The organism is Curvibacter sp. EU05-FHT14A10, assembly GCF_058791075.1.
This window is the reverse complement of sequence record NZ_JBYTDE010000004.1, coordinates 166,582-191,421: the sequence shown is the minus strand read 5'-3', so window position 1 is coordinate 191,421 and position 24,840 is coordinate 166,582. Positions and strand designations below refer to the sequence as shown.

Here is a 24,840-nt window from a genome sequence, read left to right as displayed (position 1 = left end):
ACGGATCAGGCCGCGTTGACCCGCTTGCGGTAATGCTCGAGGAAACGGGCGATGCGGCCGATGGCCTCGCGCAGGTCGTCCTCATGGGGCAGGAACACGATGCGGAAGTGGTCGGTGTCCGGCCAGTTGAAGCCGGTGCCCTGAACCAGCATCACGCGGGTCTCTTCCAGCAGTTCGAGGAAGAACTGCTGGTCGTCCTTGATCGGGTAGACCGCCGGGTCCAGGCGCGGGAACATGTACAGCGCCGCCGTGGGCTTGACGCAGCTGACGCCCGGGATGGCCGTGATCAGCTCATAGGCCAGATCGCGCTGGCGGCGCAGCCGGCCCCCTTCGCAGACCAGGTCATTGATGCTCTGGTAGCCACCGAGCGCGGTCTGGATGGCCCACTGGCCGGGCACGTTGGAGCACAGGCGCATGTTCGAGAGCATGTTCAGGCCCTCGATGTAGTCCTTGGCAGGCTTTTTGTCGCCCGACACCACCATCCAGCCAGCCCGGTAGCCGCAGCTGCGGTAGCTCTTGGAGAGCGAATTGAAGGTGAGGGTCAGCACATCTTCGCTGAGCGAGCCGATGGCGGTGTGCTTGACATCGTCGTACAGCACCTTGTCGTAGACCTCATCGGCAAAAATCACCAGACCGTGCTCGCGGGCGATCACCACGATGGCCTTGAGCAGGTCGTCGGAGTACAGGGCGCCAGTCGGGTTGTTGGGATTGATCACCACGATGCCCTTGGTGCGCGAGGTGATCTTGCTGCGGATGTCATCCAGGTCAGGCATCCAGCCGTTGGCCTCGTCACAGCGGTAGTGCACCGGGGTGCCGCCCGACAGGCTGGCCGCCGCCGTCCACAAAGGGTAGTCGGGCGAAGGCAGCAGCACCTCGTCACCGTTGTCGAGCAGGGCATTGGTGGCCATCACGATGAGCTCGCTGGCGCCGTTGCCAAGGTAGATGTCGTCAAGCGTGACACCCTTGATGCCTTGCTGCTGGGTGTAGTGCATCACCGCCTTGCGAGCGGCAAAAATACCCTTGCTGTCCGAATAGCCTGCCGAATTGGGCAGGTTGCGGATCATGTCCTGCTGGATTTCCTCGGGCGAGTCAAAACCAAATACCGCCAGATTGCCAATATTGAGCTTGATGATCTTCTGGCCTTCGTCTTCCATTTGACGCGCTCGGTCCATGATGGGACCGCGGATGTCATAGCAGACGTTGGCAAGCTTGGCAGATTTCTGGACAGTTTTCATGGTGACGGGAAAGCCCCCTCCTGGGTAAGTCGTCAGAAGCGAAACCTATAATTTGACCACAGTTCTGCACCGCAGCCTGCAGCGCGCCCCACAGTCGCGCCTCTTCGCCCCAACACAGTGCCCCATGAAGCTGCAACCCGACCAATTCGACGTTCAATCCATCACCGCTTACGGCGAGGGCTGGGTGGCCATCAACGGCGAGAAACACGCCGGCAGCCTCATCATCAGCGCTCAGGGGCAGCGCCTGAACTGGCCCGTGAGCCGTTTTGAAGACCTGACCGAAGATCATTTCGAGCAATTGGCCGCCATTGATTGCGAACTGATCGTATTTGGCAGTGGCCGACGCAACCGTTTTCCGCCGGCGGCCTGGCTGAAGGCACTGATGGCCCGCCGCATCGGGCTGGAAACCATGGACACCCAGGCCGCCTGCCGCACCTACAACATCCTGGCGCAAGAGGGCCGCAAGGTGGCGGCAGCACTGTTGATCGAGGGCAACGAGCCCGCGCAACCCTGAGTCGACCGATTTAGAGGTAAAATCTTGGGTTGCGGATGGAGCGGGCAATCAAAAGAGAGGTGCAATGCCTCCGGACCCAGCCCATCTTAGGTCACACCTGTCACACGAGATTGAAGTTCTATGGCGATCGTTGTCAACAAGTCCATCCCTGAATTCGAAGCGAACGCCACGGGTGGGATCAAGGTGTCGAACTCTTCCCACCTGGGCCAGATCCTGGTGCTGTACTTCTACCCGAAGGACAACACCCCGGGCTGCACCACCGAAGCGATGCAGTTCCGCGACAAATACAAGGATTTCGTGAAGGCCGGCGCCACCGTGTTCGGTGTGTCGCGCGACAACATGAAATCGCACGATGAGTTCAAGCTCAAGCTGGAACTGCCCTTCGAGTTGATCGCTGATACCGAAGAAAAAATGTGCCACATGTTCGGCGTGGTCAAGAACAAGATCATGTACGGCAAGAAGGTCAAGGGCATCGAACGCAGCACCTTCCTGATTGGCGAAGACGGCATTCTCAAAGAAGAATGGCGCGGCCTCAAGGTGCCGGGTCACGTGGACGAAGTTCTGAAGTCGGTCAAGGAACTCAAAGCCCTCAAAAAGGCCGCCTGAGAACCCTCAGCCCGATCCCGGGAGGGCTTGTCGAGTCATGCATAATGGCTCGCATATGTTGCTGGTTTCGCACCGCCACCCTCCTCCGCAAAAGCCGCTCAGGTCTCCTGGCGGCTTTTTTGCTTCCTGCACCAATCCGTGCACTCGCATTCCCACTTTCAGTGCTTTTTCTGGAGACTGACCTTCCATGCCCCTGCCTCCCGCCCCATCGAAGAAAGCCACCATCCTGCCCACCAGCGCCTACGCCAACCCCGGCGAGGACAAAGCGCGCAAGGCCGGATCACGCGGCCGCGCGGCCGATTCAGCCCACCCCGAGGCCAAGGGTGAGGCACCCGAGGCCCTGCTGGCCATCCCCGCTGCACCAGCCGCCCCCGCGCCGGTCAAGACCCCCAGCCGACGCAAGACTGCCTCCACCCAGGTATCGGCCCTTCTGAGCCCCCCGGCAGCAGCCCCCGCCGTCACCAAATCGACTCCCAGCACCCCGACAGCCACCCCCATCGCCGTCACACCGGTGGCAGCCGAGGCGCCGGCCGTCGCAGCACGCAGCCGCAAGGCGCGGCATACCGGGCCGACCAAGCTCTTCGTGCTCGACACCAATGTGCTGATGCACGACCCGATGTGCCTGTTCCGCTTTGAGGAACACGACATCTTCCTGCCGATGATCGTGCTGGAAGAACTCGACAGCCACAAAAAGGGCATGACCGAAGTGGCTCGCAACGCGCGCCAGACCAGCCGCTCACTCGATGCGCTGGCCGCCGCCCAAGGAGCCGACATCACGGCCGGCTTGAAACTGGACACCACCGGCCACCGCGAAGCCGGTGGCAAGCTTTTCTTCCAGACCCGGCCACTGAACTACACACTGCCCACCAGCCTGCCCCAGGGCAAGGCCGACAACCAGATCCTGGGTGTGGTGGAGGCGCTGCGCCACCTGCACAGCCCACAAGGCCAGGAGGGCCAACCCACACGCGAAGTGGTGCTGGTGTCCAAAGACATCAACATGCGCGTGAAAGCCCGCGCCCTGGGCCTGACCGCCGAGGACTACCAGAACGACAAGACGCTGGAGGACGGCGACCTGCTGTACTCCGGCGCCATGGCCTTGCCTGCCGACTTCTGGGCCAAGAATGGCAAATCGATCGAGAGCTGGCAAAGCGGTTCGCACACCTACTACCGCATTGCGGGCCCCATCGTGCCCAATCTGCTGATCAACCAGTTCGTGTTTTTCGAAGCCCCGGGTGAGCCCAGCCTGTATGCGCGGGTGACCGAGATCCGCGGCAAGACCGCGGTGCTGCAGACCCTGAAGGACTTTGCCCACGCCAAGAACGCCGTGTGGGGCGTGACCACGCGCAACCGCGAACAGAACTTCGCGATGAACCTCCTGACCGATCCTGAGATCGATTTCGTGACCCTGGCAGGCACCGCCGGTACCGGCAAGACCCTGATGGCACTGGCCGCAGGCCTGACCCAGGTGCTGGATGACCGCCGGTACACCGAGATCATCATGACCCGCGCCACCGTGAGCGTGGGTGAGGACATCGGCTTTCTGCCGGGCACCGAGGAAGAAAAAATGGGTCCCTGGATGGGGGCCCTCGACGACAACCTCGAATTTCTGGCCAAGGGTGACGGCGGCAATGCGGGCGAATGGGGCCGCGCCGCCACCAATGAGTTGATCCGCAGCCGCATCAAGATCAAGAGCATGAACTTCATGCGCGGACGCACCTTCCTGAACAAGTACGTGATCATCGACGAGGCACAGAACCTGACGCCCAAGCAGATGAAAACACTGATCACGCGGGCCGGCCCGGGCACCAAGATCATCTGCATGGGCAACCTGGCCCAGATCGACACACCGTACCTGACCGAAGGCTCGTCCGGACTCACCTTTGCCGTCGACAAGTTCAAGGGCTGGCCGCACAGCGGGCACATCACCCTGGCACGTGGCGAGCGATCACGCCTGGCTGATTTTGCGAGCGAAGTGCTCTGACAAAGCGTTGAGCGGACCGGCCAGCGGCCGGACAACCCCAGTCAAACGCCCGGCATGCCCGGGCGTTTTGCATTTCAAGGCACCAGAATCACTGGATCACGGCCAAGGCAACAGCCCCTTGGCAAAGAAAGCCCCCACCTCGGCACGCAGGGGATCGCCGCCCAGGCGCTCGTAATCCACGTGGTCGGCATCGGGAATCACACGCCAGATGCGGGGCTGGCCCGCAGCCTCGAACACGGCCCTGGCCACCTCCAGGGGCACGTGGTGATCACGGTCACCCACCACCACCATCACGGGCCTGGGGGCCAGGCTCGCGATCCGGGCCAGAGGATTGACCTGCTCCAACCGCACACCCGCCCGGGCAAAGTCGCGCAAGACCCAGCGTGCCTGCCAACCGCCACCCAGCATGTGCGAAAGCTCCTCCGACAAACCCGTCCAAACCGCCTTCAAGACGACGGCTCGCACCCGCTGATCACGCGCGGCCGCCAAGGCCACGGTAGAGGCCCCAATGGAGAAACCCTCCGCACCCAGCCGGCCAGGATCGACATCGGGGCGTTGCTGCAGAAAATCGAGGGCGCCGATCACATCCTCTTGCTCACGATCACCCCAGGTCTGCAGGTCACCGCCACTTTCGCCAGCGGCCCGGTTGTCGTACAGCAGCACACCAAACCCCAGCCTGGCCAGCGACTCAGCTTCGTCCAGCAGCCACAGGCGATTCTCGGCCGCGCCGTGCACCAACACCACCGCCGCGCGATTGCGCGAGGGCACATACCAGCCCTGCAGAGTGATGCCATCGGCACTGGGAAAAGCCACCGATTCGAGCCCCGGCAAGCGGCGCCGGGCATCGGCCTGCGCCTGTGCGCTGATGGGTCGACGCTCTGGATGCAGCAGATGCCGCATCAGCTCGTCGTGCCGCCAGACAAGCAGGGCCACCAACAGCAGCAGCCCCCCCAGCAAGGCCCACAACACCACACCCAAGGGGTGCCGGCTCAGCCACGCCGATGTGCTTGAGATCATGCAGAAACAGGAGGCCTGCTCAGAAATCGTCGGCAGAGCCGCGGGCCAGGCTTTCAAACCGGGTCTGCGACTTGTGGAAATACAGCTTCACCGTACCCGTCGGGCCGTTACGCTGCTTGCCGATGATGACCTCGGCCATGTTCTGGTCCTTGCTTTCCTTGTTGTAGTAGTCGTCACGGTAGATGAACATGATGATGTCCGCATCCTGCTCGATGGCGCCGGATTCACGCAAGTCACTCATCATGGGACGCTTGTCGGTGCGCTGCTCCACGCTTCGGTTCAGCTGCGAAAGCGCGATCACCGGGCACTGCAACTCCTTGGCCAGCATCTTCAGGCCGCGGGAGATTTCGCCCAGCTCGGTGGCACGGTTGTCGGCACTGGCCGCCGAGCCGGAGCCACTCATGAGCTGCAGGTAGTCGACCACGATCAAGCCCATCTTGCCGCACTGGCGCGCCAACCGGCGGGAGTTGGCCCGCAGCTCGCTGGGCGACAGGCCTGGCGTCTCGTCAATGTGCAGCGACACCGTGCGCAGACGCTCGATCGCCTCGGTCAGACGCGGCCACTCATCATCAGTGAGCTTGCCGGTGCGCAGGTTGCCCTGGTTGATGCGGCCAATGGAACCCACAATACGCACCGCCAGCTGAGCGGCCCCCATTTCCATGGAGAACACCGCCACCGGCAGACCTTCGTTCAAGGCCACGTGCTCGGCAATGTTGATGGCAAAAGCCGTTTTACCCATCGAGGGACGGGCCGCCAGCACCACCAGGTCACCGGCCTGCAGACCCGAGGTCATGCGATCCAGGTCATAGAAGCCCGTGGGCACACCGGTGATGTCATTGGTGTTGTCGGCCATCTCCTGGACGCGGTCCAGCAGGTCAACCACCAGTGAATCCATGGACTGGAAGCCCTGCTTGTTGCGCGAACCTTCTTCCGAAATCTTGAAGATTTTCTGCTCTGCTTCGTCCAGAATCTTGTCGACGGCGCGCCCCTGCGGATTGAACGCCACGGTGGCGATCTCATCACTGGCCGTGACCAGCTTGCGCAGGATCGAGCGCTCGCGAACGATCTCGCCATAACGGCGGATGTTGCTGGCACTGGGCACATACTGGGCCAGTGAATTCAGGTAACCAAGCCCCCCCACCTCTTCGGCTTTGCCCAGGTTCTGCAGGCTTTCATAGACCGTGATCACGTCGGCAGGCTTGCCTGAGTTGATCAGCGAACTGAGCACCCCGAATACGACACGGTGCTCATAGCGGTAGAAGTCACCTTCGCTCACCACGTCGGCCACACGATCCCAGGCACTGTTGTCCAACAGCAAGCCCCCGAGCACGCTGGACTCGGCCTCGATCGAATGCGGCGGCACGCGCAGCTTGGCCACCTCACGGTCCACCGTGCGCTCAATCGCGTGCTGCGCCGGCGCCGACTCAAGTGGCGGCGGCATCTCGATTCCGACAGGAAGATGGAAATCAGGCTCGAAATCAGAGTCGACAGGCGGAAAAATGGCAGACATGGGTTTCCTTGGCAGCCTTAAATCGTAAGCGTTTCAACGCCTTCCGTCAGCCCCAGGGCTGGGGATAAGCTGTGCATGATGAGGGGAAATCAAGGGGATAAACGCACTTCGACCCTGGCGACTTCCCCAAAAGAAAAGCCGCCCGAAGGCGGCTTGACAGAAGCAGTGGCTTCGGTGATCAGGCGGTTTCGCCGTACACGGAAACATTCACTTCAACGACCACATCAGTGTGCAGGGCAACGCTGATGGTGCTGTCGCCAACCACCTTCAGGGGGCCGTTGGGCAGACGGATCTGAGCCTTGACCACTTGGTAGCCTTGCTTGATCAGTTCTTCAGCGATGTCGTGGTTGGTGACGGAACCGAACAGACGGCCATCAACGCCAGCCTTCTGGGTGACCTTGACGGTCGTACCAGCCAGCTTTTCGCCTTGGGCTTGGGCTTCGGCCAGCTTGGCGGCTGCGGCCTTTTCCAGCTCAGCGCGCTTGGCTTCGAACTCAGCCTTGGCAGCTTCGGTAGCACGGCGAGCGCGGCCCGACGGGATCAGGAAGTTGCGGGCGTAGCCGTCCTTGACCTTGACGATTTCGCCGAGGTTACCCAGGTTCACAACCTTTTCGAGCAGGATGATTTGCATGGTTGTTCTCCTTAGATCTTGTGCTGGTCGCTGTAAGGCACCAGAGCCAGGAAGCGGGCGCGCTTGATGGCAGTGTTCAGCTGACGCTGATAGATGGCGCGCGTGCCGGTCAGGCGAGCGGGGATGATCTTGCCGTTTTCAGCGATGAAGTCACGCAGGGTGTCGACATCCTTGTAGTCGATTTCTTCGACGCCAGCGACGGTGAAGCGGCAGAAGCGCTTGCGCTTGAACAGCAGGGACTGGGTGTTGCGCTTCGGGCGCTTATCTTTGTTGAACTTCTTGAACGTGGCCATGTTGGCCTCCTGAAATTTAATCTTGCTGGAATTCCTGGATGTGAAAAACGACGGTCTTGACGTTGCGCGGTGTGGCCAGAAATCCGGAGAATTTCCAGACCGAGCCGAGGGCCTGCTTGGCAAGCCGTTCGGCGTTACTACCGAGCGCAACAGCCCTGATGGCCACCTGCACTTTGCGCTTCTGCCCAGCTTCTTCAACCTCCGACTCGGATTCGAGCCGCAGGTCAATGGCGGGCAGACCGGCAGGTGTGAATCGCATCGGCTTGGCCTCAACGATCACGGCGGTCAGAGCGACGTGGTTCACTTCCCCTTTGAATCAGTCAAACGAACTGGACGCAGGCCTTAGTTATTGGCAGCGGCGAATTCAGCTTGCTGGGCCTTGCGGGCCTCTTCACGCTCGACGGTCTTCATCATCGAAGACGGGCCGGTATCAGCCTTCTTCTTGACGACGGTCAGGTGACGCAGCACGGCATCGTTGAACTTGAACGCGTGTTCCAGTTCAGCCATCACAGCCTGATCGGCTTCGATGTTGACGCACAGATAGTGGGCCTTGGCCAGCTTGTTGATCAGGTACGCCAGTTGACGACGGCCCCAGTCTTCCACGCGGTGGATCTTGCCGCCGCCGGCGGTGATCATGCCCTTGTAGCGCTCCAGCATGGCCGGAACCTGTTCGCTCTGATCCGGGTGAATCAGCAAAACGATTTCATAATGACGCATTGAGTACTCCTTACGGGTGAAGCCGTCCGCTGCGTCTGTAGCAGTACGGCAAGGCAAAGCCCACGAGTATAGCGCCACTGATTCTCAAAACACAAGCGCCCATCGCTTTTTTGGCTGGGACGAATCCAGTGGACAATCCACGCCTTGAAAAGTTCAACAGCGGCCCCATCTGCCGCGACATCCTCTTTTCGTCAACTTATCGACCCGAATCCGAATGTCTGAAAACCAAGAACACCAGAATCAGGCCATGCCAGGCGGCCCGATGAGCCCCGAAGAGCAAGAAGCCGCCCAGGCTGCCAACGACGTCGAGGCACTGGCCCAGGCGCAGGCCGAGCTGGCAGCCCTCAAGGCCAAGAGCGCGGACCTCGCCGACCAGTTCCTGCGCGCCAAGGCCGAGGCCGAAAACGCCCGTCGCCGTGCCGAGGAAGAAATCGCCAAGGCCCGCAAGTTCGGCATCGAGAGCTTCGCCGAAAGCCTGCTGCCCGTGTGCGACAGCCTGGAAGCCGGCTTGGCCATCAAGGATGCCAAGCCCGAACAGATCCGCGAAGGCGCCGAAGCCACCTTGCGTCAACTGACCGCCGCACTCGAGCGCAACAAGGTGCTGGCCATTGCACCGGCAGCAGGCAGCAAATTCGATCCGCACCAGCACCAGGCCATCAGCATGGTGCCCGCCGACCAAGAAGCCAACACGGTGGTGAGCGTGCTGCAAAAAGGCTACCTGATTGCCGAGCGCGTGCTGCGCCCGGCCCTGGTGACAGTGGCCGCGCCCAAATAAATTTTCAGTTCTGGAAGCCGCCGGGGCTTGAAACCCCAAAAGTTATCCACAACTCATCAACAAGACGAACCAAACAACACACGCCGGCAAATCGCCCGGCGTGCAATCGAAATACAGGAGTAAATCATGGGAAAAATCATCGGTATTGACTTGGGCACCACCAACAGCTGCGTGTCCATCATGGAAGGCAACACCACCAAGGTGATCGAGAACTCGGAGGGTGCACGCACCACCCCGTCGATCGTGGCTTACCAGGAAGATGGCGAAGTGCTGGTGGGCGCCTCGGCCAAGCGCCAGGCCGTGACCAACCCCAAGAACACGCTGTATGCCATCAAGCGCCTGATTGGCCGCAAGTTCACCGAAAAAGAAGTGCAGAAGGACATCAACCTGATGCCCTACTCCATCGTGGCCGCCGACAACGGCGACGCCTGGGTGGAAGTGCGCGGCAAGCGCCTTTCGGCTCAGCAGGTGTCGGCAGACATTCTGCGCAAGATGAAAAAGACCGCCGAAGACTACCTTGGCGAAGAAGTCACCGAAGCCGTGATCACGGTGCCCGCCTACTTCAATGACGCCCAGCGCCAGGCCACCAAGGACGCTGGCCGCATCGCCGGCCTGGAAGTGAAGCGCATCATCAACGAGCCCACCGCCGCCGCGCTGGCATTCGGCCTGGACAAGACCGACAAGGGCGACCGCAAGATCGCCGTGTATGACCTCGGTGGCGGCACGTTTGACGTGTCCATCATCGAAATCGCCGACGTTGATGGCGAAAAGCAGTTCGAAGTGCTGTCCACCAACGGCGACACCTTCCTGGGTGGCGAAGACTTTGACCAACGCATCATCGACTACATCATCACCGAGTTCAAGAAGGAACAAGGCGTCGATCTGTCCAAGGACGTGCTGGCCCTGCAACGCCTGAAGGAAGCCGCCGAAAAGGCCAAGATCGAGCTGTCCTCCTCGGCCGCAACCGACCTGAACCTGCCCTACATCACTGCAGACGCATCGGGCCCCAAGCACCTGAACATCAAGCTGACCCGCGCCAAGCTGGAGCAACTGGTGGAAGAGCTGATCGAGCGCACCATCGCTCCGTGCCGCACCGCCATCAAGGATGCCGGCGTGACGGTGGGCGAGATCCACGACGTGATCCTGGTCGGCGGCATGACCCGCATGCCCAAGGTGCAGGAAAAGGTGAAAGAGTTCTTCGGCAAGGATCCGCGCAAGGACGTGAACCCCGACGAAGCCGTGGCCGTGGGTGCTGCCATTCAGGGCCAGGTGCTGTCGGGCGACCGCAAGGACGTGCTGCTGCTGGACGTGACCCCGCTGTCCCTGGGCATTGAGACCCTGGGCGGTGTCATGACCAAGATGATCAACAAGAACACCACCATCCCGACCAAGTTTGCGCAGACCTTCTCCACCGCCGACGACAACCAGCCGGCCGTGACCATCAAGGTGTTCCAGGGCGAACGCGAAATGGCCTCGGGCAACAAGCTGCTTGGCGAATTCAACCTCGAAGGCATCCCGCCCGCACCGCGCGGCCTGCCCCAGATCGAAGTGTCGTTCGACATTGATGCCAACGGCATCCTGCACGTGGGCGCCAAGGACAAGGGCACGGGCAAGGAAAACAAGATCACCATCAAGGCCAACTCGGGTCTGTCCGAAGAGGAAATCCAGAAGATGGTGAAGGATGCGGAGCTGAACGCCGCCGAAGACAAGAAGAAGCTCGAAATCGTGCAAGCCCGCAACCAGGGTGAAGCGACCGTGCACAGCGTGAAGAAGAGCCTGACCGACTACGGTGACAAGCTCGAAGCTGGCGAGAAGGAAAAGATCGAAGCCGCCATCAAGGACCTGGAAGAGGCCCTGAAGGGTGAAGACAAGGCGGCCATCGAAGAAAAGAGCAACGCGCTGATGACCGCCAGCCAGAAGCTGGGCGAGAAGATGTACGCCGACATGCAAGCCGAGCAAGCTGCCCAGCAGGCCGCCGCCGGCGGTGCAGCAGGTGCCGGCGCCGCTGGCACGGAATCTGCCTCCAAGCCCGCTGACGACAACGTGGTGGACGCTGAAGTCAAGGAAGTGAAGAAGGGCTGATCCCCGGCTACGGCCACTTCGCCCGCCGCGCCGGACCCAGGCCTGGGACCTGCGCGGCGTTTGTGTTGAATACGGCTCGGAAAACCAATGGCTAAACGAGACTATTACGAAGTCCTGGGTGTCGGCAAGACTGCCTCGGATGAAGAAATCAAGAAGGCTTATCGCAAGTTGGCGATGAAGCATCACCCTGACCGCAATCAGGGCGATGCGGCCAAGGCTGCCGAGGAGAAATTCAAGGAAGCCAAGGAAGCCTATGAAATGCTCAGCGACCCGCAAAAGCGGGCCGCCTATGACCAGCACGGCCACGCCGGCGTGGACCCGAACATGCGCGGCCCCGGTGGCGCCGAAGGCTTTGGCGGCTTTGCCGAGGCCTTTGGTGACATCTTTGGCGACATGTTCGGCCAGCAGCGTGGTGGCCGTGCGGGCGGGCGCCAGGTCTACCGCGGCAGCGACCTCAGCTATGCCATGGAGGTCACTCTCGAAGAGGCGGCCCGTGGCAAGGATGCGCAGATCCGCATCCCGAGCTGGGACACCTGCGACACCTGCCACGGCTCCGGCGCCAAGCCCGGCACCAGCGCCAAGACCTGCGGCACCTGCAACGGTCAGGGCAGCGTGCAGATGCGCCAGGGCTTCTTCAGCGTGCAACAGACCTGCCCCACCTGCCGCGGCAGCGGCAAGGTGATCCCCGAGCCCTGCACCGCGTGCCATGGCCAGGGCAAGATCAAGAAGCAGAAGACGCTGGAAGTGAAAATCCCGGCCGGCATCGACGATGGCATGCGCATCCGCAGCGTCGGCAATGGCGAGCCCGGCACCAATGGCGGGCCACCGGGCGACCTGTACATCGAAATCCGCCTCAAGAAGCACGACATCTTCGAGCGCGACGGAGATGACCTGCACTGCTCCGTTCCGGTCAGCTTCATCACCGCCGCCCTGGGTGGCGAGATCGAAGTGCCCACACTGCAAGGCAAGGCTGCCATTGACATCCCTGAAGGCACCCAGGCGGGCAAGCAGTTCCGTTTGCGTGGCAAGGGTATCAAGGGCGTGCGCTCCAGCTACCCTGGCGACCTGTACTGCCACATCGCGGTCGAAACGCCGGTCAAGCTCACCGAGTACCAGCGCAAGCTGCTGCGCGAACTGGAAGAATCGCTGAAGAAGGGGGGCGGCAAGCACTCCCCCAGCGGCGACAGCTGGACCGACCGACTGAAGAATTTCTTCAGCTGATCCCAGCCCCCAAAGCCCGAGCCCGCTTCAAAGCGGGCTTTTTTTCGCCTGAATCCGGGAGCACGGCCTGCCCCCAGGCGAACCCAGCTCCCACTCTCAACGACGGAAGCCATCGCCGATAGAGATGCCAAGGCCCTAGAATAGCCACGAAAATACTCATCACATCTCAATCCGAGATGAAAACACCCCATGAAAAGCTCCGAGCGCAACTTTGCCCGCCGAATCGACCTGACCTCGCTGCAGCTGTTTGTGGCTGTCTGCGAGCTGGGCAGCATTGGCAAGGCCGCAGAGCGTGAATTCATCGCCGCCTCGGCCGTCAGCAAGCGCCTGAGTGACCTGGAGGCGACCGTCGACACCCAATTGCTGTACCGACACAGCCGCGGTGTGCGCCTGACCCCGGCCGGCGAGAGCCTGCTGCACCACGCCCGAACCGTCTTGTATGGATTGGAAAAGATGCAGGGCGAATTGAGCGAATACGCCGACGGCGTGCGCGGCCATGTGCGCATCCACGCCAACATCTCGGCCATCGTTCAGTTTCTGCCCGAAGACCTGGGCGCCTTCACCCGTGAGCACGAGCAGATCAAGATCGACCTCGAAGAACACCTGAGCCCCGACGTCATGCAGGCCGTGACCGAGGGTGCTGCCGACCTGGGCATCTGCCATGTGCGCGATCAAGCCAGCACCGGTGCGCCATTGCAGACCCTGCCCTACCGGGAAGACCGCCTGGTGCTGGTGGTGCCACACCACCACCCCCTGGCACAACAGGACAGCGCCCACTTTGCCGACGTGCTTGACCACGACATCGTGGGCCTGCACGCCAACAGCAGCATCAGCCTGGCCATGCAGCAGGCTGCCGCACGCGCAGGACGGGCACTGAAGTTGCGCATCCAGGTCACGGGGCTGGATGCCATGTACCGAATGATCGACAACGGCCTGGGCGTGGGCGTGCTGCCTGACCGGGCCTTTGCCCTGATGCAAGGCGTTGGCCAACTGCAGGCCGTGGCACTCAAAGATGACTGGGCCCACCGCGAGCTGCGCATCGTGGCCCGCGACTTCCAGGCCCTGCCGATGACCGCACGCCTGCTGGCCGACCACCTGCGCGCCAGCAGTCCGCCGCCACGGCCTCATGCCGCCAGCATCGCGGACACCGCCCTGCCCGCCGAGCCCCTGCCCGCCTAAAATCACCCTCCTCACGAAAGACCAGAGACCACCATGGGACGCACCCTTTACGACAAGATCTGGGACGAGCACGTCGTCCACACCGAAGAAGACGGCACCGCCGTGCTTTACATCGACCGCCATCTGGTGCACGAAGTGACCAGCCCGCAAGCCTTCGAAGGCCTGCGCGAGGCCGGCCGCAAGGTCTGGCGCGTGAGCTCCATCGTGGCCACCGCCGACCACAACACCCCCACCACGGGCTGGGAACTGGGCTACGACGGCATCACCGACCCGATCAGCAAAGAGCAGATCACCACCCTGGACACCAACATCAAGGAATTCGGCGCTGCCGCCTTCTTCCCCTTCATGTCCAAGCGGCAGGGCATCGTGCACGTGATCGGCCCGGAAAACGGCGCCACCCTGCCCGGCATGACCGTGGTCTGCGGTGACTCGCACACTTCCACCCATGGCGCCTTTGGCGCACTCGCCCACGGCATCGGCACCAGCGAAGTCGAACACGTGATGGCCACCCAGACGCTGCTGGCCAAGAAGGCCAAAAACCTGCTGATCAAGGTCGATGGCACCGTGGCCAAGGGCGTCACGGCCAAGGACATCGTGCTGGCCATCATCGGCAGGATCGGCACGGCCGGCGGCACCGGCTACACGATCGAATTTGCCGGCTCGGCCATCCGGGCGCTGTCCATGGAAGGCCGCATGACGGTCTGCAACATGGCCATCGAAGCCGGTGCGCGCGCCGGCCTGGTGGCGGTCGACGACAAGACCATCGAATACGTCAAGGGCCGCCCGCTGGCGCCCGCGGGTGTCGAGCTGGAGCACGCCATCACCTACTGGAAGACCCTGCACTCCGACGCCGACGCCACGTTCGACGCCGTGGTCGAGCTGGATGCCGCCCAGATCGTGCCGCAGGTCACCTGGGGCACCTCGCCTGAAATGGTGCTGGGCGTGGACGCCCGCGTGCCGGATCCCGACAAGGAAAAGGACGCCAACAAGCGTGGCGCCATCGAACGCGCCCTGACCTACATGGCGCTGGAGCCCGGCAAGCCCATCAATGACATCTTTGTCGACAAGGTGTTCATCGGCTCCTGCACCAACAGCCGCATCGAAGACATGCGCGAAGCCGCTGCCGTGGTGAAAAAGCTCGGCCAGAAAGTGGCCAAGAACATCAAGGTGGCCATGGTCGTGCCAGGTTCTGGCCTGGTGAAGGAACAGGCCGAGCGCGAAGGCCTCGACCAAATCTTCAAGGCCGCTGGCTTTGAATGGCGCGAGCCCGGCTGCTCGATGTGCCTGGCCATGAACGCCGACCGCCTCGAACCCGGCGAGCGCTGCGCCTCCACCAGCAACCGCAACTTCGAAGGCCGTCAAGGCGCCGGTGGCCGTACCCACCTGGTGAGCCCGGCCATGGCCGCCGCCGCCGCCGTGCACGGTCATTTCGTCGACATCCGTCAATTCGCCTGACCCCGAAGGAGACCCTTGCCATGAACCGCATCACCACCTTCCTGACCCTGTCCGCCCTGGTCGCCCTGATGGGCTGCAACACCGTCAAGGGCCTGGGCGAAGACGTCCAGAAAGCCGGCTCGGCGATCGAAAACGCGGCCAAGAAATAAGCCACAAGGCCCTGACTCATCATGCAAAAATTCACCGTACACAAGGGCATCGTGGCCCCGATGGACCGCGAGAACGTCGACACCGACGCGATCATCCCCAAGCAGTTCCTGAAATCGATCCGCAAGACCGGCTTCGGCCCCAACCTGTTTGACGAATGGCGCTACCTGGACCACGGCGAACCCGGCCAGGACCCCGCCAGCCGCAAGCCCAACCCTGACTTCGTGCTGAACCAGCCCCGCTTTGCCGGCGCGTCCGTGCTGCTGGCGCGCAAGAATTTCGGCTGCGGCTCCTCACGCGAACACGCCCCCTGGGCTCTGGACCAGTTCGGCTTCCGCGCCATCATTGCGCCCAGCTTTGCCGACATCTTCTTCAACAACAGCTTCAAGAATGGCCTGCTGCCCATCGTGCTGCCCGAAAGCACCGTGGCCCAACTGTTCGACGAAGTGCTGGCTTTCCCGGGCTACCAACTCACCATTGATCTGGATCGCCAGGTCATCGTGCGCCCGCAAGGCGAAGAGATCCCCTTCGAGGTCAACGCCTTCCGCAAGTACTGCCTGCTCAACGGCCTGGACGACATCGGCCTGACCCTGCGTCATGCCGACAAGATCCGGCTGTACGAGGCCGAACGCCTGGCCCAGAAGCCCTGGCTGGCCCAGACCATGGTCGGCTGACCACCTCACGTCCACTTCAACCCAGGCCGCCCCATCGGGTCGGCCTCACCTGATCCATCCCATGAAAATCGCAATCCTGCCGGGTGACGGCATTGGCACCGAAATCGTCGCCGAGGCCGTCAAGGTCCTGAATGTTCTCGACCTGAAGTTCGAAACCGAGACCGCCCTGGTCGGCGGCGCCGCCTACGAAGCCCACGGCCATCCGCTGCCCGAATCGACCCTGAAGCTGGCCAAAGAAGCCGACGCCATCCTGTTTGGTGCTGTCGGTGACTGGAAATACGACAAGCTCGACCGCCCGCTGCGCCCTGAGCAGGCCATCCTGGGCCTGCGTAAGAACCTGGGCCTGTTCGCCAACTTCCGCCCTGCCATCTGCTATGAGCAGCTGGTTGGCGCCTCCAGCCTCAAGCCTGAACTGATCGCCGGCCTGGACATCCTGATCATTCGTGAACTGACGGGTGACATCTACTTCGGTCAACCCCGGGGCCGCCGCACCGCCGTGGATGGCCACTTCCCCGGCGCCGAAGAGGCCTTCGACACCATGCGCTACTCGCGCCCTGAGGTGGAACGCATTGCCCACGTCGCCTTCCAGGCAGCCCGCAAGCGCAGCAAGCGCGTGACCAGCGTGGACAAGGCCAACGTGCTCGAGACCTTCCAGTTCTGGAAGGACATCATGATCGAGGTGGGCCAGCAGTACCCCGACGTGGAACTGGACCACATGTACGTCGACAACGCCGCCATGCAACTGGTCAAGGCGCCGAAGAAATTCGACGTGGTGGTGACCGGCAACATGTTCGGCGACATCCTGTCCGACGAAGCCGCGATGTTGACCGGCTCCATCGGCATGCTGCCCTCGGCCAGCCTGAATTCGAGCAACCAGGGCCTGTATGAACCCAGCCACGGCAGCGCACCCGACATCGCGGGCAAGGGCATTGCCAATCCTTTGGCTACAATACTGTCCGCTGCCATGATGCTCCGCTTCTCCCTCAACCAAGCCGAAGCCGCCGACCGAATCGAGTCCGCGGTGCAATCGGTGCTGGCTGCTGGCCTCAGAACCGTTGACATCTACTCGGAAGGCACCACCAAGGTCAGCACCCGCGAGATGGGTGATGCCGTGGTGGCCGCCATTACCAAGACGACCATTAAAGGCTAAGCAGTAGCCCGGTTCGTCACGCCCTCCCCGGCCCGACGAGCCGGGGTGAAGAAGATTTCATTTTTCTGAAAGGGCAATGTGATGAAGGTAGGTAATCTTGTAGGTTTGGTGGGTTGGCGCGGCATGGTCGGCTCGGTGCTGATCGACCGCATGACGGCTGAAGGCGACTTCGGCCTGATCGAACCCGTTTTCTTCTCGACGTCGAATGCCGGTGGCAAGGCCCCCGCGCAAGCCAAGAACGAAACCGTTCTGCAAGACGCCTACGACATCGCTGCCCTCAAGCGCTGCGACATCATCATCACCGCGCAAGGCGGCGACTACACCACCGAAGTCTTCCCGAAGCTGCGCGCCGCCGGCTGGAATGGCCACTGGATTGACGCCGCGTCCACCCTGCGCATGAAGGATGATGCCGTCATCATCCTGGACCCGGTGAACCTGCCCGTGATCCAGAGCGCGCTCGCCAAGGGCGGCAACAACTGGGTGGGCGGCAACTGCACGGTCAGTTGCATGCTCATGGGCGTGGGCGCACTGTACAAGGCGGGCCTGGTGGAGTGGATGTCCACCCAGACCTACCAGGCCGCATCGGGCGGCGGTGCTCAGCACATGCGTGAACTGCTGACCCAGTTCGGCACCCTGAACGCCGAAGTGCGCAACCTGCTGGATGACCCCAAGAGCGCCATCCTGGAAATCGACCGCAAGGTCATCGCCAAGCAGCGCAGCCTGAGCGACACCGAAACCGCCAACTTCGGCGTGCCCCTGGGCGGCAGCCTGATCCCCTGGATCGACAAGGACCTGGGCAACGGCGTCAGCCGCGAAGAATGGAAGGGCATGGCCGAAACCAACAAGATCCTGGGCATCGGCGAAGGCTTCAGCGCCCCCGCCATCCCGGTCGACGGTTTCTGCGTGCGCGTGGGCGCCATGCGCTGCCACAGCCAGGCCTTGACCTTCAAGCTCAAGAAGGATGTGCCGGTGGCTGACATCGAAGCCATGATCGCCGCTGACAACCCCTGGGCCAAGGTGGTTCCCAACACCCGCGAAGCCACCATCAAGGACCTGACGCCCGTGGCCGTGACCGGCACCCTGACGATTCCCGTGGGCCGCGTGCGCAAGCTCGCCATGGGACCGGAGTACGTGGGCGCCTTCACCATCGGCGACCAGTTGCTGTGGGGGGCGGCGGAACCGTTGCGCCGCATGCTGCGCATCCTGCTGGACGCGTGATCATTTACAAAGGTAACTAAACGAAACCGTTCGGACGTTGTCAATTGGCAACGTCCAAACGGCTCGTTCAGCGGGCCTCAAAGCGTGCCGCAAGCTTCCAAGGCACGTCAGCTTGTCAGCATAAGGCCTTGATGCTATGGTGCTTTTTCACTATTTGAGTTCGGGACAAGTTACAAATGTTGAAAAAAGATTTGCCATGCAACCTGCTCCCGAGCACCAAGGCATGAAGAACCCCGCACGCAAGAATCGTTGGCAATGCACGGCCCTGGCAGCCCTGTTGGTCTGCTCGGCAGGACTGTGGGGGGTTGAAGCCCAGGCACTGACACTGGGCAAGCTGACGGTTCAGTCGGCCCTCGGCGAACCCTTGCGCGCCGACATCGAACTGCCCGACATCACCAGCACTGAATTCGAAAGCCTCAAGGCCACCCCAGCCAACTCGTCGGCCTTCAGAGCGGCCGGCTTTGAGTACAACCCCGCTATCTCGGGCATGAACATCGACGTGGTACGCCGGGCTGACGGGCGTGCTTTTCTGCAAATCAAGAGCGACCGCGTCATCAATGACCCCTTTCTGGATCTGATTCTGGAGGCCAATTGGGCATCGGGTCGCATCGTGCGCGACTACACCCTGCTGTTTGACCCCCCAGCAGCGCGCCAGGCCGCGCCCAGCCCGATCAATCCGGCACAGGCCTCAGTGGCCAGCCCATCTGCGAGCCCATCCATCCGGTCGGCACCGCCCGTGGTGCTGGCACCCCAACCCGCACCCGCCCCGGCGGCCCCCAGTCGGCCGGTCTCACCCGCGGTGGTGGCCAAGCAGGCGCCAGCCCCAGCAGCGGCCCCCAACGGAGACACCCTGACCGTGAAGCAGGGCGACACCGCGGGACGGATTGCCGCCAGCATCAAACAGCCTCAGGTCTCTCTCGATCAGATGCTGGTCGCCCTGATGCGAGCCAACCCCGAGGCCTTCCTGCGTGGCAACGTGAATCGCATCAAAGCCGGCGCTGTGCTGGCCTTGCCTGACAACGCCAGCGCCGCCTCGGTGCCAGCAGCCGAAGCCCGCCAGATCATCCAGGCGCAAAGCCGCGACTTCAATGATTTCCGTCGCAAGCTGGCAGATCAGGCCCCTCACGTGAAGGTGGCCGCAGCTGAGCGCAGTGCCAGCGGGCAGGTGCAGACCCAGGTCGAAGAAAAGAAGCCAGCCACCGCGGCCCCGGACAAACTCACCCTGTCCAAGGGTGCGCTGGAAGCGAAGAAGGCCGACGCCGCCGCAGAACAAAAGGTTGCCGAAGAAAAACAAGCCAAGGCGCAGGCCGAACGGACCGCCGAGCTGAACAAGAATCTGGCCGATCTGAACAAGGTAAGTGCCGCCGCACCAGCACCAGCACCAGCACCAGCACCAGCAGAAGCCCCATCGACCCCCGCAACACCGGCGGTCACTGCGCCATCAGCTCCTGCGCCCGCGCCCGCCGTGCCGCCCGAAGCGCCCAAGGCGCCCCCACCCGCCCCGCCCAAACCTGCGGCGCCCCCCGTCGTGCCGGCACCCCAAGAAGAGGCCGGCCTGCTCAGCTTCCTTGGTGACGATCCGCTGATCCCTGCCGCGGGCGGCGGCATCCTGGCCCTGCTGGCAGGCCTGGTCGCCTACCGATACGTGAAGCGTCGGCGAGCCAACCACGTGGACAGCTCCTTCCTGGAGAGCAAGCTGCAGCCCGATTCGTTCTTTGGCGCCAGCGGTGGTCAACGCATTGACACCAATGATTCGACCAATGGCTCGTCGTCCATGGCCTACTCGCCCAGCCAGCTCGACGCTGGCGACGTTGACCCCGTGGCCGAAGCCGATGTGTACCTGGCCTATGGCCGGGACCTGCAAGCCGAGGAAATTCTCAAGGAAGCCCTGAAAATCAACCCAAGCCGTGTGGCGATCCACGCCAAGCTGGTTGAAATCTATGCCAAGCGGCGCGATGTGGTGGCCGTCAACGCAATGGCACTGGAGGCCTTCAAGCTCACCCAGGGCAAAGCCCCCGAATGGGACCGCATCCGCGAGCTGGGCCATGAGCTGGACCCAACCAACCCGCTGTACACCGATGGCGGCTTGCCAGAAGCACCGCCCCCCAGAGAAGGGCCCGCGTCTGTGCCGTTCTCGGCACCTACGCAGCCGCTCGGCCCAGACCTCGATCTGGACCTCGATCTGGACCTGCCACTGGACGATGTGCCCTCGCAGCCCGCACCGGCCCCGCTGCCCTCGGATGACCCGTTTGGCGACCTGAATCTGGACCTGGAACCACCACCGGCTGCCGTTCTCGAACCTGAGGAAGCGCCACTGCCAACGTCCGATGACATCAGCATCGACCTGACCGAGGAACTCGACTTTCCCAGCAGCAATACCACCGAACCGGCGCGACTGACCCCGGTTGAGCCCGAGCTTGCGCCGGCTCCGAGTGACCCGGGCATGATTGAATTCGACCTCGATTCGCTGTCGATGGAACTTGAAAAGAGCCCGGAGCCCACCCAGGTCACTCCGCTGCCGGAGCCTCTGCCCGAGATTTCGGAGCCCGCCCCTCAGGTCGAGCCCACACTGGACTTCGAAGATGAGGATGACGAACTCGACATCCACCCCGAAGATCCCTTGGCCACCAAGCTGGCACTGGCCGAAGAGTTCAACGCCATTGGCGACGCCGATGGTGCTCGCGCCCTGGTCGAGGAAGTCATTTCCGAAGCCTCCGGCGCGCTGAAGACCAAAGCCGAGCGTTTGCTCGCCCAGTTGGCTTGAAGGCGCAACCCACCGAACCCAGGCCCCCCGTGCGCATGGCCCTGGGTTTGAGCTACCAGGGCCGTGCCTACGCGGGTTGGCAAAGCCAGCCCACGGTGCCCACCGTACAAGACGCACTGGAAAAAGCACTGGCTCGCTTCGTTGACGCCCCCATCGTCACGCTGTGCGCCGGTCGCACGGATGCGGGTGTGCACGGTCTGATGCAGGTGGTGCATTTCGACACGCATTCCGACCGCCCCGACTTCTCCTGGGTGCGTGGCACGAACACCTTCCTGCCTTCGGACATCGCCGTTCAGTGGGCCCGCCATGTGCCGCAAAGCTTCCACTCGCGGGCCTGTGCACTGCGGCGCCGCTATGTCTACGTGGTGCTGCAGTCGCCGGTGCGGCCCAGCCTGGAGGCCGGCGCCGTGGGCTGGGTGTTCCGCAAACTCGACCACGCCGCGATGGACAAGGCCGCGCAGTTGCTGGTGGGTGAGCATGACTTCAGTTCCTTCAGGGCATCTGCCTGCCAGGCGCTGACGCCCATCAAGACGCTGTACCACATCCACATCCACCGCCGACCTGCTCGCGCACTCGAAGATGGCAGCACCGACACCCGCCACAGTTTCGAGCCCTGTTACTGGCGTTTCGAGTTTGAAGGCAATGCCTTTCTGCACCACATGATCCGCAACATCATGGGTTGCCTGCTCATGATCGGCCAGGGTCTCAAGCCCCCGGAGTGGATGGCCCAGGTGCTGGCAGCCCGCTCACGGGATGCAGCGGCCCCCACCTTCTCGCCCGATGGCCTCTACTTCGCGGGACCCATCTATGGGCCGCAATGGGGCTTGCCCGAGCGCACTCCAGCCTATGATTGGCTGCCATGAAGACGATTGCCCTCCCCTCGCACCGCACCCGAATCAAGATCTGCGGCATCACCCGCGAAGAAGACCTGGATGCCGTGGTGGCCGCGGGTGCCGACGCGGTCGGTTTTGTGCTTTACCCCCCCAGCCCACGTTTCGTGAACCCCGCACGCGCGGCCGAACTGGCACGCAGACTGCCGCCTTTCGTGACGCCAGTGCTGCTGTTCGTCAATGCGAGCGCCACCGACGTGCAAACCGCCTGCGCCCAGATCCCAGGTGCTCTGTTGCAGTTCCATGGCGATGAAAGCCAGGCAGACTGCCTCGCTGCGGCGGGCCCCGCCGGTCGCACATGGGTCAAAGCGGCGCGAATTCCGCTCGGACCTGAAGCCCAGGCCTTCGACCTCGTAAAATACGCAGCAGATTACTCAGAAGCCAGTGCCATCCTGCTAGACGCCCATGTCGACGGCTACGGTGGCAGCGGCAAAACATTCAATTGGTCACTTCTTCCACCAAACGTCAGCTCTCACCTCGTTTTGTCTGGTGGACTCACGCCTGCAAACGTGACCGATGGCATTTTGCAAGTGCGCCCGCGTTGCCCCACGCTGGCCGTTGATGTGAGTTCGGGTGTCGAGGTGTCCAAGGGCATCAAGTCACCCGAGAAGATCTTCCAGTTCGTCGCCGCCGTGCGCGCCGCCGACGAACAACTTGCAAAGAGTTTTCAACATGTTCGAGTACCACCAACCTGATGCCTCCGGCCATTTCGGCCCCTATGGCGGCAGTTTTGCCAGTGAAACCCTCACCCATGCACTGACCGAGCTGCGCGAGGCCTACGCCAGATACCAGCACGACCCGGATTTCCAGGCCGAATTCCGCTATGAGCTGGCCCACTTTGTGGGTCGCCCTTCGCCGGTTTACCATGCCGCCCGCATGAGCCGCGAAATGGGTGGCGCTCAGATCTTTCTCAAGCGAGAAGACCTGAACCACACCGGGGCCCACAAGGTCAACAACACCATCGGCCAAGCCATGCTGGCCAAACGCATGGGCAAGCCCCGCGTGATTGCCGAAACCGGTGCCGGCCAGCACGGCGTGGCCACAGCCACCATCTGCGCCCGCTATGGACTGGAATGCGTGGTGTACATGGGCAGTGAAGACGTCAAGCGCCAAAGCCCCAACGTGTACCGCATGCACCTGCTGGGTGCCAAGGTGGTGCCGGTCGAGTCCGGCAGCAAGACCCTGAAAGACGCGCTCAATGAAGCCATGCGCGACTGGGTCACCAACGTCGAAAACACCTTCTACATCATCGGCACGGTGGCCGGCCCGGCGCCCTACCCGGCCATGGTGCGCGACTTCCAGAGCGTGATCGGCGAGGAATGCCTCACCCAGATGCCCCAGCTGTTCAGGCACCTGAACATGGCCTCGGAACAGCCCGACGCCGTGGTGGCCTGCGTGGGGGGCGGCAGCAATGCCATGGGCATCTTCTACCCCTACATCCCGCATGAAAAAACCCGGCTGATCGGGGTCGAGGCCGCGGGCGAAGGCCTGGACAGCGGCAAGCACTCGGCCTCACTGCAAAAAGGCAGCCCGGGCGTGCTGCACGGCAACCGGACCTACATCCTCCAGGACGACAACGGCCAGATCACCGAAACCCACAGCGTGAGTGCCGGTCTGGACTACCCCGGCGTGGGCCCCGAGCATGCCTACCTGAAGGACATCGGCCGGGCCGAGTACGTGGGCATCACCGACCGCGAGGCGCTTGACGCCTTCCATTACCTGTGCCGCACCGAGGGGATCATCCCGGCTCTGGAGTCCAGCCATGCCGTGGCCTATGCCATGAAACTGGCCAAGACCATGCGTTCCGACCAATCCATCCTGGTCAACCTGTCGGGCCGAGGCGACAAGGACATCGGCACCGTGGCCGACCTGAGCCAGGCCGAGTTCTTCTGCCGCCCCAGCTGCCGCGGCCAATCCGTCAAAGGCGCCGAACAAGTCATGCAGGTGGTGAAATGAGCCGAATCGAAGCAACCCTCCAGGCTCTGAAAGCCCAAGGTCGAAAGGCCCTCATCCCCTACGTGACGGCCGGGTTTCCGCAAGCCGACATCACCCCCGACCTGATGCACGCCATGGCAGCCGCCGGGGCCGACATCATCGAGCTGGGGGTTCCGTTCTCGGACCCGATGGCTGATGGCCCGGTGATCCAGCGTGCTGGCGAAAAGGCCCTGACCTTCGGCATCGGCACGGCCCAGGTGCTGGCCATGGTCAAAGCCTTCCGCGAACGCGACAACCGCACGCCCGTCGTGCTGATGGGCTATGCCAACCCGGTCGAGCGCTACGACCAGAAGCACGGCGACAATGCCTTCATCCGCGACGCTGCAGCCGCCGGTGTCGATGGCGTGCTGATCGTCGACTACCCGCCCGAAGAATGCCGCGACTTTGCCAGTCGCCTCAAAGAGGCCGGCCTGGACCTGATCTTCCTGCTGGCCCCTACCAGCACCGATGAACGCATCCAGCAAGTCGCCGAAGTGGCCACGGGCTATGTGTACTACGTGTCGCTCAAGGGCGTGACAGGCGCAGGCCACCTGGACACCGATGCGGTGGAGGCTGCGCTGCCCAAGATCCGCAAGCATGTCAAAATCCCGGTTGGCGTGGGCTTTGGCATCCGTGATGCCCAGACCGCTGTCGCGGTGTCCCGCGTTGCCGATGCCGTGGTCATCGGCAGCAAGATCATCCAGCTGATCGAAGACCTGCCTCGAGAAGAAGCCATTGCCCAGTGCAGCAGCTTCCTCGCCGGCGTCCGATCGGCACTGAACCAAAGCCAGGCCTGAACAAGCCCCT

Annotated in this window: 24 protein-coding genes; 17 read left to right on the top strand and 7 right to left on the bottom strand. The window is 62.7% G+C overall.

Annotated elements, in window-relative coordinates; genetic code table 11:
* Positions 1-5: 5 nt before the first annotated feature.
* Complete coding sequence (locus tag AC3WUT_RS09485; RefSeq protein ID WP_492346830.1) at positions 6-1,235, bottom strand: pyridoxal phosphate-dependent aminotransferase; 1,230 nt, start codon at positions 1,233-1,235, stop codon at positions 6-8.
* Between the two features lie 124 nt (positions 1,236-1,359).
* On the opposite strand from AC3WUT_RS09485, the gene AC3WUT_RS09480 reads away from it, so the two are divergent.
* The 3 genes from AC3WUT_RS09480 to AC3WUT_RS09470 all read left to right on the top strand — a co-directional run bounded on the left by AC3WUT_RS09480 (position 1,360) and on the right by AC3WUT_RS09470 (position 4,336).
* Entirely contained in the window at positions 1,360-1,749 is a 390-nt protein-coding gene (locus tag AC3WUT_RS09480; RefSeq protein WP_492346829.1) for an Mth938-like domain-containing protein, read from the top strand.
* A gap of 120 nt (positions 1,750-1,869) precedes the next feature.
* The gene (locus AC3WUT_RS09475) at positions 1,870-2,355 is read left to right on the top strand and encodes a peroxiredoxin (RefSeq protein ID WP_027475765.1); all 486 of its coding nucleotides are present in this window, start codon (positions 1,870-1,872) and stop codon (positions 2,353-2,355) included.
* A gap of 187 nt (positions 2,356-2,542) precedes the next feature.
* Positions 2,543-4,336: a PhoH family protein gene (locus AC3WUT_RS09470; protein ID WP_492346828.1), complete on the top strand. Its 1,794-nt coding sequence runs from the start codon at positions 2,543-2,545 to the stop codon at positions 4,334-4,336.
* Positions 4,337-4,432: 96 nt separating this feature from the next.
* Here the strand turns inward: AC3WUT_RS09470 and AC3WUT_RS09465 are convergent, their stop codons facing one another.
* The 6 genes from AC3WUT_RS09465 to rpsF form a co-directional block, all read right to left on the bottom strand.
* On the bottom strand, positions 4,433-5,353 hold the full coding sequence (locus AC3WUT_RS09465) for an alpha/beta hydrolase (protein ID WP_492346827.1): 921 nt from the start codon (positions 5,351-5,353) through the stop codon (positions 4,433-4,435).
* 19 nt (positions 5,354-5,372) lie between these two features.
* Positions 5,373-6,863 carry a replicative DNA helicase gene (gene dnaB, locus AC3WUT_RS09460; protein ID WP_492346826.1) on the bottom strand — a complete coding sequence of 497 codons (1,491 nt, stop codon included), beginning with the start codon at positions 6,861-6,863 and terminating at the stop codon, positions 5,373-5,375.
* Between the two features lie 178 nt (positions 6,864-7,041).
* Positions 7,042-7,494: a 50S ribosomal protein L9 gene (rplI, locus tag AC3WUT_RS09455; RefSeq protein ID WP_019574987.1), complete on the bottom strand. Its 453-nt coding sequence runs from the start codon at positions 7,492-7,494 to the stop codon at positions 7,042-7,044.
* Positions 7,495-7,505: 11 nt separating this feature from the next.
* Positions 7,506-7,787 carry a 30S ribosomal protein S18 gene (gene rpsR, locus AC3WUT_RS09450; protein ID WP_011794373.1) on the bottom strand — a complete coding sequence of 94 codons (282 nt, stop codon included), beginning with the start codon at positions 7,785-7,787 and terminating at the stop codon, positions 7,506-7,508.
* A 16-nt stretch (positions 7,788-7,803) separates the two neighbouring features.
* A complete protein-coding gene (gene priB, locus AC3WUT_RS09445; RefSeq protein WP_019574988.1) occupies positions 7,804-8,091 on the bottom strand; it encodes a primosomal replication protein N in 288 nt (95 codons plus the stop codon).
* A gap of 38 nt (positions 8,092-8,129) precedes the next feature.
* The gene (rpsF, locus tag AC3WUT_RS09440) at positions 8,130-8,504 is read right to left on the bottom strand and encodes a 30S ribosomal protein S6 (RefSeq protein ID WP_019574989.1); all 375 of its coding nucleotides are present in this window, start codon (positions 8,502-8,504) and stop codon (positions 8,130-8,132) included.
* A 214-nt stretch (positions 8,505-8,718) separates the two neighbouring features.
* Here rpsF and grpE point away from each other — a divergent pair, with 214 nt between their 5' ends.
* The 14 genes from grpE (at position 8,719) to trpA (ending at position 24,830) form a co-directional block, all read left to right on the top strand.
* Entirely contained in the window at positions 8,719-9,279 is a 561-nt protein-coding gene (grpE, locus tag AC3WUT_RS09435) for a nucleotide exchange factor GrpE (protein WP_492346825.1), read from the top strand.
* 126 nt (positions 9,280-9,405) lie between these two features.
* Positions 9,406-11,361 (top strand): molecular chaperone DnaK, encoded by a 1,956-nt coding sequence (dnaK, locus tag AC3WUT_RS09430; protein WP_492346824.1) that lies wholly within the window; start codon positions 9,406-9,408, stop codon positions 11,359-11,361.
* An 87-nt stretch (positions 11,362-11,448) separates the two neighbouring features.
* The gene (gene dnaJ, locus AC3WUT_RS09425; protein WP_492346823.1) at positions 11,449-12,582 is read left to right on the top strand and encodes a molecular chaperone DnaJ; all 1,134 of its coding nucleotides are present in this window, start codon (positions 11,449-11,451) and stop codon (positions 12,580-12,582) included.
* 189 nt (positions 12,583-12,771) lie between these two features.
* The gene (locus tag AC3WUT_RS09420; RefSeq protein WP_492346822.1) at positions 12,772-13,761 is read left to right on the top strand and encodes a LysR family transcriptional regulator; all 990 of its coding nucleotides are present in this window, start codon (positions 12,772-12,774) and stop codon (positions 13,759-13,761) included.
* A gap of 33 nt (positions 13,762-13,794) precedes the next feature.
* Entirely contained in the window at positions 13,795-15,216 is a 1,422-nt protein-coding gene (gene leuC / locus AC3WUT_RS09415; protein ID WP_492346821.1) for a 3-isopropylmalate dehydratase large subunit, read from the top strand.
* A gap of 20 nt (positions 15,217-15,236) precedes the next feature.
* Entirely contained in the window at positions 15,237-15,365 is a 129-nt protein-coding gene (locus AC3WUT_RS09410) for an entericidin A/B family lipoprotein (RefSeq protein WP_019574995.1), read from the top strand.
* Positions 15,366-15,386: 21 nt separating this feature from the next.
* Positions 15,387-16,037 (top strand): 3-isopropylmalate dehydratase small subunit, encoded by a 651-nt coding sequence (leuD, locus tag AC3WUT_RS09405; RefSeq protein ID WP_492346820.1) that lies wholly within the window; start codon positions 15,387-15,389, stop codon positions 16,035-16,037.
* Positions 16,038-16,098: 61 nt separating this feature from the next.
* Positions 16,099-17,187, top strand: coding sequence for a 3-isopropylmalate dehydrogenase (leuB, locus tag AC3WUT_RS09400; RefSeq protein ID WP_027475758.1), 1,089 nt, complete (start codon positions 16,099-16,101; stop codon positions 17,185-17,187).
* A gap of 81 nt (positions 17,188-17,268) precedes the next feature.
* The gene (asd, locus tag AC3WUT_RS09395; RefSeq protein WP_492346819.1) at positions 17,269-18,405 is read left to right on the top strand and encodes an aspartate-semialdehyde dehydrogenase; all 1,137 of its coding nucleotides are present in this window, start codon (positions 17,269-17,271) and stop codon (positions 18,403-18,405) included.
* A 196-nt stretch (positions 18,406-18,601) separates the two neighbouring features.
* On the top strand, positions 18,602-21,169 hold the full coding sequence (locus AC3WUT_RS09390; RefSeq protein WP_492346818.1) for a motility hub landmark protein FimV: 2,568 nt from the start codon (positions 18,602-18,604) through the stop codon (positions 21,167-21,169).
* A 29-nt stretch (positions 21,170-21,198) separates the two neighbouring features.
* Complete coding sequence (gene truA / locus AC3WUT_RS09385) at positions 21,199-22,032, top strand: tRNA pseudouridine(38-40) synthase TruA (protein ID WP_492347059.1); 834 nt, start codon at positions 21,199-21,201, stop codon at positions 22,030-22,032.
* Complete coding sequence (locus AC3WUT_RS09380; RefSeq protein ID WP_492346817.1) at positions 22,029-22,754, top strand: phosphoribosylanthranilate isomerase; 726 nt, start codon at positions 22,029-22,031, stop codon at positions 22,752-22,754. The genes truA and AC3WUT_RS09380 overlap by 4 nt, the downstream gene beginning before the upstream one ends.
* The gene (trpB, locus tag AC3WUT_RS09375) at positions 22,732-24,015 is read left to right on the top strand and encodes a tryptophan synthase subunit beta (RefSeq protein WP_492346816.1); all 1,284 of its coding nucleotides are present in this window, start codon (positions 22,732-22,734) and stop codon (positions 24,013-24,015) included. The genes AC3WUT_RS09380 and trpB overlap by 23 nt, the downstream gene beginning before the upstream one ends.
* Positions 24,012-24,830, top strand: a complete 819-nt coding sequence (gene trpA, locus AC3WUT_RS09370) for a tryptophan synthase subunit alpha (protein WP_492346815.1) — start codon at positions 24,012-24,014, stop codon at positions 24,828-24,830. Before trpB ends, trpA begins: the two co-directional genes overlap by 4 nt.
* The last annotated feature ends 10 nt before the right edge of the window (positions 24,831-24,840 follow it).

Bases quoted from the DNA above. Each gene is read 5' to 3' on its own strand.
- AC3WUT_RS09485 (WP_492346830.1), bottom strand. From the start codon at position 1,235: ATGAAAACTGTCCAGAAATCTGCCAAGCTTGCCAACGTCTGCTATGAC.
- AC3WUT_RS09480 (WP_492346829.1), top strand. From the start codon at position 1,360: ATGAAGCTGCAACCCGACCAATTCGACGTTCAATCCATCACCGCTTAC.
- AC3WUT_RS09475 (WP_027475765.1), top strand. From the start codon at position 1,870: ATGGCGATCGTTGTCAACAAGTCCATCCCTGAATTCGAAGCGAACGCC.
- AC3WUT_RS09470 (WP_492346828.1), top strand. From the start codon at position 2,543: ATGCCCCTGCCTCCCGCCCCATCGAAGAAAGCCACCATCCTGCCCACC.
- AC3WUT_RS09465 (WP_492346827.1), bottom strand. From the start codon at position 5,353: ATGATCTCAAGCACATCGGCGTGGCTGAGCCGGCACCCCTTGGGTGTG.
- dnaB (WP_492346826.1), bottom strand. From the start codon at position 6,863: ATGTCTGCCATTTTTCCGCCTGTCGACTCTGATTTCGAGCCTGATTTC.
- rplI (WP_019574987.1), bottom strand. From the start codon at position 7,494: ATGCAAATCATCCTGCTCGAAAAGGTTGTGAACCTGGGTAACCTCGGC.
- rpsR (WP_011794373.1), bottom strand. From the start codon at position 7,787: ATGGCCACGTTCAAGAAGTTCAACAAAGATAAGCGCCCGAAGCGCAAC.
- rpsF (WP_019574989.1), bottom strand. From the start codon at position 8,504: ATGCGTCATTATGAAATCGTTTTGCTGATTCACCCGGATCAGAGCGAA.
- grpE (WP_492346825.1), top strand. From the start codon at position 8,719: ATGTCTGAAAACCAAGAACACCAGAATCAGGCCATGCCAGGCGGCCCG.
- dnaK (WP_492346824.1), top strand. From the start codon at position 9,406: ATGGGAAAAATCATCGGTATTGACTTGGGCACCACCAACAGCTGCGTG.
- dnaJ (WP_492346823.1), top strand. From the start codon at position 11,449: ATGGCTAAACGAGACTATTACGAAGTCCTGGGTGTCGGCAAGACTGCC.
- AC3WUT_RS09420 (WP_492346822.1), top strand. From the start codon at position 12,772: ATGAAAAGCTCCGAGCGCAACTTTGCCCGCCGAATCGACCTGACCTCG.
- leuC (WP_492346821.1), top strand. From the start codon at position 13,795: ATGGGACGCACCCTTTACGACAAGATCTGGGACGAGCACGTCGTCCAC.
- AC3WUT_RS09410 (WP_019574995.1), top strand. From the start codon at position 15,237: ATGAACCGCATCACCACCTTCCTGACCCTGTCCGCCCTGGTCGCCCTG.
- leuD (WP_492346820.1), top strand. From the start codon at position 15,387: ATGCAAAAATTCACCGTACACAAGGGCATCGTGGCCCCGATGGACCGC.
- leuB (WP_027475758.1), top strand. From the start codon at position 16,099: ATGAAAATCGCAATCCTGCCGGGTGACGGCATTGGCACCGAAATCGTC.
- asd (WP_492346819.1), top strand. From the start codon at position 17,269: ATGAAGGTAGGTAATCTTGTAGGTTTGGTGGGTTGGCGCGGCATGGTC.
- AC3WUT_RS09390 (WP_492346818.1), top strand. From the start codon at position 18,602: ATGCAACCTGCTCCCGAGCACCAAGGCATGAAGAACCCCGCACGCAAG.
- AC3WUT_RS09380 (WP_492346817.1), top strand. From the start codon at position 22,029: ATGAAGACGATTGCCCTCCCCTCGCACCGCACCCGAATCAAGATCTGC.
- trpB (WP_492346816.1), top strand. From the start codon at position 22,732: ATGTTCGAGTACCACCAACCTGATGCCTCCGGCCATTTCGGCCCCTAT.
- trpA (WP_492346815.1), top strand. From the start codon at position 24,012: ATGAGCCGAATCGAAGCAACCCTCCAGGCTCTGAAAGCCCAAGGTCGA.